This is a genomic window from Psychrosphaera sp. (assembly GCF_982872775.1).
In genome coordinates this window covers 44,641-51,708 of record NZ_CEYNSH010000019.1, presented here as the reverse complement: position 1 = coordinate 51,708, position 7,068 = coordinate 44,641, and the positions used below count along the sequence as shown (strand labels likewise).

The 7,068-nt window shown below is 39.3% G+C and carries 10 protein-coding genes and 1 tRNA gene; 2 read left to right on the top strand and 9 right to left on the bottom strand.

Annotation, left to right across the window (positions count from 1 at the left end):
- The 7 genes from AC4E96_RS07580 to AC4E96_RS07550 all read right to left on the bottom strand — a co-directional run.
- A partial coding sequence (locus AC4E96_RS07580; protein ID WP_490255387.1) for a hypothetical protein occupies positions 1-308 on the bottom strand: 308 nt, incomplete at its 3' end.
- Positions 309-337: 29 nt separating this feature from the next.
- A complete protein-coding gene (locus AC4E96_RS07575) occupies positions 338-583 on the bottom strand; it encodes a DUF2164 domain-containing protein (protein WP_488034069.1) in 246 nt (81 codons plus the stop codon).
- Positions 584-677: 94 nt separating this feature from the next.
- Positions 678-1,124 carry a GNAT family N-acetyltransferase gene (locus AC4E96_RS07570; protein WP_490255386.1) on the bottom strand — a complete coding sequence of 149 codons (447 nt, stop codon included), beginning with the start codon at positions 1,122-1,124 and terminating at the stop codon, positions 678-680.
- 7 nt (positions 1,125-1,131) lie between these two features.
- The gene (locus AC4E96_RS07565; protein ID WP_490255385.1) at positions 1,132-1,545 is read right to left on the bottom strand and encodes a GFA family protein; all 414 of its coding nucleotides are present in this window, start codon (positions 1,543-1,545) and stop codon (positions 1,132-1,134) included.
- Between the two features lie 37 nt (positions 1,546-1,582).
- Positions 1,583-1,951, bottom strand: a complete 369-nt coding sequence (locus AC4E96_RS07560; protein ID WP_490255384.1) for a hypothetical protein — start codon at positions 1,949-1,951, stop codon at positions 1,583-1,585.
- Between the two features lie 412 nt (positions 1,952-2,363).
- A complete protein-coding gene (locus AC4E96_RS07555) occupies positions 2,364-2,990 on the bottom strand; it encodes a thiol:disulfide interchange protein DsbA/DsbL (RefSeq protein ID WP_490255383.1) in 627 nt (208 codons plus the stop codon).
- Positions 2,991-3,198: 208 nt separating this feature from the next.
- Complete coding sequence (locus AC4E96_RS07550) at positions 3,199-3,921, bottom strand: YebC/PmpR family DNA-binding transcriptional regulator (protein WP_488034252.1); 723 nt, start codon at positions 3,919-3,921, stop codon at positions 3,199-3,201.
- 321 nt (positions 3,922-4,242) lie between these two features.
- On the opposite strand from AC4E96_RS07550, the gene AC4E96_RS07545 reads away from it, so the two are divergent.
- Both AC4E96_RS07545 and AC4E96_RS07540 read left to right on the top strand, forming a co-directional pair.
- On the top strand, positions 4,243-5,202 hold the full coding sequence (locus tag AC4E96_RS07545) for a magnesium transporter CorA family protein (protein ID WP_490255382.1): 960 nt from the start codon (positions 4,243-4,245) through the stop codon (positions 5,200-5,202).
- 92 nt (positions 5,203-5,294) lie between these two features.
- On the top strand, positions 5,295-6,272 hold the full coding sequence (locus AC4E96_RS07540; RefSeq protein WP_490255381.1) for a mechanosensitive ion channel family protein: 978 nt from the start codon (positions 5,295-5,297) through the stop codon (positions 6,270-6,272).
- Between the two features lie 47 nt (positions 6,273-6,319).
- On the opposite strand, the gene yqfB is transcribed toward AC4E96_RS07540, so the two are convergent.
- Entirely contained in the window at positions 6,320-6,634 is a 315-nt protein-coding gene (gene yqfB, locus AC4E96_RS07535) for a N(4)-acetylcytidine aminohydrolase (RefSeq protein ID WP_490255380.1), read from the bottom strand.
- Between the two features lie 193 nt (positions 6,635-6,827).
- A tRNA-Gly gene (locus tag AC4E96_RS07530) sits at positions 6,828-6,903 on the bottom strand.
- Between the last annotated feature and the right edge of the window lie 165 nt (positions 6,904-7,068).

The following is a 7,068-nucleotide window of genomic DNA, read 5'->3' as shown; positions in this document are numbered from 1 at the left end:
CCTGACTCAATAACCAAATACTTGTGTTTGCCCTTTGAAATATAATAAGTCGTCATGAATAGCACTCTAAAAATATTATGGGCAAAGGCATTTTTAACGGTAATTTTGTTGTCTACAACATCACTTAAAGCGAATTCTTGGCTCGTACACCAATCTATTCTGGCTTGAATACTTTGAGCATTGTCAGAAACCGTGATGGTTTTGGTCTCGCCTCTTCTTATTTGCCCCACTTCTACGTTATTAACATATAAACGGTAGGTCCTGGCAAAATCATAAAACTGCTTAGGTCTATGTACTTGAATTTCCATGTTGTTCTCTTTGAATCTTAATCAAGTGCTTAGTCAGTGGTTTTCTCGATAGCATATAGGTCTTCATCTATAGCCTCGACCCTATTTTCAAAAATCGCTCTGGCATCACGCAAGCCGCTGTTGTAATAAAACGCGCCCATTTCTTTTGCGATAAAATCTAATAAAAACTCGGCATCAAACTGCCCCAACTCACAATCAAGTTCTCGGTCAAAATATGACTGTAGCTTTGCCACCATGGCTTCTTTTTGTGAGTCAGAAAATTCAATATCAGACATTTTATTTCCTTAAGTCTATTTGGCATCGTCCTACGGTGCCATATCACAATACTTTAATGTGTTGTTAAATGTAAGTTTTGTTGTCTCACTAAGTTCAAACCGAAAGAACCATATCCACTCGATGCATATCAGGCCCCCAACCATCAAATGTGGTTTTAACGTCTATCGCGCCATACTTTGCAAAAAAAGGCGCGGAAAGATGACTGGCTGCGATTTTTATTTGCTTAGCACTTTGTTGCTTTGATATTTGTAGGATTCTGGTCATAAATTGATGACCTATGCCATCTCCATGATTTTGGGCCGAAATTAAAATCCAATTTATTCTCAAATAGTCACTTGGAACGCCGCTTAAGCCGTACGCTCCAACAATGGCACCATCAATCAAACAAACTTCATAACCAATTGGGTTTTCGTCTAAATAGTCTGCGTAGTCTTGACGTTCATTAGGGGCAAAATATTTAGGACAATTTGTATCAAAAACCGCTAAACACGCCTGTTTGTCTTCTAATAAAAACGGTCTGAATCTTAAATTTTTTGACATGTACTAATTAGACCTTCTGTCTTGCTGGTTCAAAACCATCATATCTAGGTAGGTTTGCATCTAAGTCGTCCCAGTTTGCCTTTGAGCCAACAAAGTTATGTGAAATGGGCCTTTCTACAATGTCTGAGTCTAGAATACCGAGTCGTATTCTTAACTTTTGTGGGTTATCCGCGTTAGAGCTATAAATTGGTGAGGCACAAACAGAACAAAAATGTCTATTTTTACCTAGCTTAAATTCATAAGTAGCTAGCTTGTTTTGAGGGTCAATGACTGAAAAGTCGCTTGTGTTTATAAACCCATTTGTCGCGTAGGCCGTTCCACTATTTTTCCGACACAAAGAGCAATGACAATGAATGATGTCTTCGATAGAGCCAGTAAGCTCAACCTTAATAGCACCACACAAACACGAACCTTTATACACCGCTACTTCCTTTATTCTGTTGTTGTTCCACTTTTATTTAATCGAACTTTTTACACGCCACAAACCAGCCTAACGTTAAGCAAGTAAACATGGTTAAGATGTTCGCTATATAAATGCTAAATAGATTACCCGTGATCAAGAATAAAACGAATTGAGCAATAACGAAAATAGCTAACACAGAGTAAACAAAGCTGAGTTTGGACAAGTAGGCGACCAAGTAAGACAACATAATCGCCAATACGCCAAACCCTAAAAACTGAACGACAAATATATCCCAAGCCCACATCACATTTGCCAAACTGCTCGGCATGGCAAATGCAGCGATAAAACCAGTGAAGTACACTCCAAGCATTGCTAAAACAATACCTGAGACTAATGAAATAAAAACGTTTTTTGCGTGATTCATATCGAACATCCTTATTTTAAATTTTTAATTTCATCCAATAACAACCGATATATAAATCAAGAACCCACCAAAAATAAATGAAAAAACGCCTGCAGGCCGGAAGGTGTGTTTAAACTTGTGAGCGGACCAGACAGCAAATTGCTTGTGTTTGGTAGCGCCAGTAATTATCAAACCAACTCCTACAGCAATGAGTAAATAACCTGCAACGTTAATTAGGTTAGGAAACCGTGTTGTATGGCTATAAATTACGAACACGACTCCGGCGATTAATCGGCTGAAAACTTCAAACCAATGAAAATATGACTTTTTACTGAAAGTGATAATCCCTTCAGCCCAATAATTTGGATTAGCTATCATGATAGCGCTCAGACACATCATTAATAATCCGAACGCAGCGATGAAATACAAGCTATTACCCTGCTTTGTTTAATAAATACATCACTAGCGCTTTGTATTCTTGCATAGACTTTAGATTATTGGTCAACGGCTTATACTTGCCATTTACGATTAACGTAGGGACGCCGCTAAAGCCTTGTCTGCGAATATTGTCGGTATTTCTATGCATCTTTTTGGCATTTGCTTTAACCGCAAAACTCGAAAAGGTTTTGTCGAACTTGTCACCGTCTACACCATTAGCTTCAAACAGTTTTTTAATGTCTTTAGCGCTATTAAAGTTGGACCTATTTAGGTGAATAGTATCGAAGATTGCAGGAACGAGCACCGACTCAACCTTCAAATGCTTAGCGGTAATTAGCGCCTTTGTAAGCAGTTGTTCAATCTCGGGATTTCTGCCTGGCATACCGCTAACGTGATTTTTCTTGAATGTGGCCCCTTCTGGCATCGATGCTTTGAGGTCATTCATAAATGGTTCTTGTCTAAAACAGGCCGGGCAATAAAAAGAGAAGAACTCGGTGATTTCTTTGTTCTTGGTCAGCGTACCTTTGATTTCTAGGTAGTGCTCTCCCTCAACAAACTCCATAGAATATGCTGAAAACAAAGGGATAAATAAAAATATTGTTAACGCTAATTTTTTGTACACGGTAAATCCTTTTACTTAGATATCAATTGAAGCGGAAAGCAACGCCTTTCAATAAAGGCCAAAGGTGCATTTTTTGCCCGTTAGAATATATCAACGTTTTTAGCATACAATTTAATCAACCACCACCTTTACACGCACAAAAAAGCCCCACCAAATGGCAGGGCTTTGTTAACGTTATTAGTTAGTTAGTTAGTTAGTTACGAAAGAATTACCTTTCGATTTCAGCGTTGTGATAAACCTCTTGAACGTCTTCACAGTCGTTCAGCATGTCCATGAACTTGTCGAATACCGCTACGTCTTCACCAGTAACTGGTGTTGTTGTTTGCGGTTCCCAAGAAATAGACTGAACATCGAAGTCGATGCCTTCGTACGCTTCTTCTAATGCAACTTTTACGTTGTTGTATTCAGTGTAAGGTGCGATAACGGTGATCTTGCCGTCTTCACTCTCTACGTCTGTTACATCAACGTCAGCCATCATTAGTGCTTCAAGTACTGAGTCTTCGTCTTCGCCACTGAATACAAAAATAGCAACATGGTCAAACATGTGTGCAGCAGAACCTTGAGCACCAAGCTTGGAGTTAGTTTTGGTGAAACAGTTTTTCACTTCCATAATAGTACGGTTGTTGTTGTCAGTTAGACAGTCAACAATCACCATGCAACCGCCAGGCCCGAAGCCTTCGTAACGTGCCGGTGAATAGTCTTCACCTGCGCCACCTTCTGCTTTGTCGATGGCGTTTTTGATTACGTGCGCTGGAACCTGATCTTTTTTGGCACGCTCAATGATGTTTTTAAGTGCTACGTTGGTATCTGGATCGCCACCGCCATTTTTAGCGATAACGTAAATTTCTTTACCGTACTTAGAATAAATCTTAGTTTTCATGTTGGCTGTTTTAGCCATTGACTCTTTACGGTTTTGGTAAGCTCTTCCCATCTTAATCTCTTTTTATTTTCTCGATGAATTTAGGCACGTTGCATCTGAGTTATGCAAATCTTCAGTAACTGGCGATTATACACTAGGTCTTCGCACCTTTCACAACTGGTTGCGTAAGTTAATCTATTTTGCGTTAAATTTGAACGTTTACCCAAAATAAAAATGAACTGATTCAAAACAACTCTCTTGTTAAATCAATTTTTAACTCATAAAAGTTCAATTTTGGTTTCGTATGAGTGTTTCTCTTGCTATAACAAGTCTATGTAATTAATTATAAAAATCGTCCGATGAACGATTGTTGAGGTAGCTATGATCCAATGTATGTTGGTCACAAAAGAAGGAAACACCACTATAGGTGACTTGTCTTTATTAACCCAATGGCAAACCTCTGAGACTTCCTATCTATGGCTTGATATTAGCGAACACGATACAGAGCAAGAACGAAGCCTCTTGGCTGAACTTGGATGTCACTCTTTAGCTATCTCAGATGCGCTTCGAGATCGCCACCCACCTAAAATTGAATTATTTTCAAATTATTTATACCTGCTTTACCGAGGCATTTACAAAACACAACCTGGACTTATATTTGAGCATTTGCAAATTAGCCTTTTTATTGGTGAGCGAATTTTAATTTCACGCCATGACAAGCCGTCAACCGCTGTCAATGCTATGTTCACCAAAGAGAGTACAAAATATCTCAAACGCAGTCCTGCCCATCTTGCCATGAGGCTGTTTCACACTAGTTGTGGTTTATACCTCAAAGAACTTATCGATTTTGAAAATGAACTAGAATCAATTGAGGATGAGTTTCAAAACAAAGGTAATGACCAGCTGATGCGGCAAATAACCCAATATCAATCGAGACTAATCAAGTTACGTCGCACCTTTAATTATCACGTAAATATTGGTAAATCGTTAGCTGCACTGATAGACGATGAGGACACAGATCTAGTCAATAACAAAGAAGTCCACACTATCAATGATTTAAACGAACGAGTGGACCGGCTGTTAAGTTTAAGCCAAATGTATTATGACATTTGTGGCGATTTGGTCGACGGTTATATGTCCGTTACAAGCCATCAGCTTAACGCCACCATGCGAGTGCTGACGGTCATTACCGCAATTTTTGTTCCACTTAGCTTTTTGGCTGGGCTATACGGCATGAACTTCGAATATATACCTGAATTGAAAGCCCCAAATGGCTATTTCATTTTACTAGGTGTTATGTTGACCATTGCAGTTGTGTTGATTGGCATATTTAAAAAGAAAAAGTGGCTATAACCCAATTAAATAATGAGACGAATACGAACAGCTCAATATTGGAACATGAAAAAGTTAACCACCTAAAAAATAAAGACTAACGAGTAAAAAAGATGACAACTCCAAGTAACAACGAAAAGCTATTAAACTTTGAATGGACAAAGTGGCTAGACTCCCAACTTTTACAAATCGGTGAGTTCACCCTAACTATTGGCCAAGTCCTATCTTTTTTCTTGGTTTTAATCGTTACTTTTATTGTCTCTCGTTTGCTACAAGCCGGGTTCAATAAGCTGGCACGTAAAGGCGGTAATTCCAATTCACATCAACTTTATATCATCAGTCGAATAATCCACTACATCGTTGTTTTTGTGGGCTTTATTATCGCGTTAACTATGCTTGGCTTCAAAGTGACCGAACTGGCGATAATGGCCAGTGCCTTAGGTATTGGTATTGGCTTGGGTTTACAAAACATGGTCAATAACTTCGTATCTGGCCTAATGATCATGTTTGAGCGCACTCTAAAAGTAGGTGACTTCATCGAATTGTCTAACGGAGTCGTTGGTGGTGTCATTGAAATTAATATGCGTGCGACCTTAATCCGAACCAACGACAACGTGGACATATTGATCCCTAATGCAGATTTGGTATCAGGAATGGTCACAAACTGGACATTAGCAGACAACGTAAGGCGCTTCAGAATACCATTTGGCGTAAAATACGGCACTGATAAAGAGCTTGTAAAGAAAGCCGCTTTAGAAGCCGCAGAGAACGTTCCATACACTCTCAACATTATTGGAAGACAACCCGTTGTTTGGATGACGAGCTATGGCGATAGTGCTGTTAACTTTACACTAGGTGTATGGGTCTCTGCTCAGCAGGTAAAGCGTCCTACCGCACTGATTTCTGACTATCTTTGGGCACTTGATGATGCTTTAGCCAAATATGAAATTGAAATACCGTTTCCTCAACGAGACTTACACATCAAATCGAACTATACACAGAGTTCACCAGAATCGATTTTGGCAAAGCAAAGTGAAGATTCACCGAATGCTGAAGAGGCTGACACACTGGCTAACGGCAAAAGTGACTGATAGCTGTAGCTTTAACCTACTAGTTCAACTGGAGTAGTGCTTTTTTACTACTCCACTCTTTCAAAAGAAATCACATACAACTCAGATTCATTTGGGTAAATTTCAGAAATAACACTTTTTAGTGTCGCCAAGCTCATGTTTTCTTGCCTAGCATGAGATTCATTTAAGTCATCAAAACTAATTTGATTTACGCCTAAGACGCGAAGCTTAGTAAAAAAACGTTCACTCTCAAATGTTACAACGTCAACGACTGAGTTTATTGAATAATCCTTCTCATCACGATTTCTGATCGTTATGGTTTTCTTACCGGATAAAATATCGGCTTCAAAACGCTCATAAAAGCTAATTAATGATTTGGGCACTGCACACCTCTAGAATAGTTATATATTGCCATCAGGCTTCTCTTATGGCGCTATAAAGTTAAACATAAAGCTGACGGGAATATTTTTACTCTAACGAATACTACAACGTAAATCGCACTGTAGCAGAAATGCAAAACAACAAAGACTATTTAAGCGGTGTTTTTAACTTGGGAGTCTATTTAGAGGGGGAAATTGGAGCGAGTAACGAGGTTCGAACTCGTGACCTCAACCTTGGCAAGGTTGCGCTCTACCAGCTGAGCTATACTCGCGTCACATATGCTTTCTAATTCAGTGCTTTCATCTGGTCGCAACCTGAGGTTGCGTCATAATCTAGCAGCTGAGCTATACTCGCGTCACATTGCTATTTTAAAACTAGCCGTTTAAATGGTGCCCGGGGACGGACTTGAACCGTCACGCTCTATTGAGCGAGGGAT

Coding starts and splice junctions, on each gene's coding strand:
- AC4E96_RS07545 (WP_490255382.1), top strand. CDS start 4,243: ATGTTGGTCACAAAAGAAGGAAACACCACTATAGGTGACTTGTCTTTA.
- AC4E96_RS07540 (WP_490255381.1), top strand. CDS start 5,295: ATGACAACTCCAAGTAACAACGAAAAGCTATTAAACTTTGAATGGACA.
- AC4E96_RS07570 (WP_490255386.1), bottom strand. CDS start 1,124: ATGTCAAAAAATTTAAGATTCAGACCGTTTTTATTAGAAGACAAACAG.
- AC4E96_RS07550 (WP_488034252.1), bottom strand. CDS start 3,921: ATGGGAAGAGCTTACCAAAACCGTAAAGAGTCAATGGCTAAAACAGCC.
- AC4E96_RS07560 (WP_490255384.1), bottom strand. CDS start 1,951: ATGAATCACGCAAAAAACGTTTTTATTTCATTAGTCTCAGGTATTGTT.
- AC4E96_RS07575 (WP_488034069.1), bottom strand. CDS start 583: ATGTCTGATATTGAATTTTCTGACTCACAAAAAGAAGCCATGGTGGCA.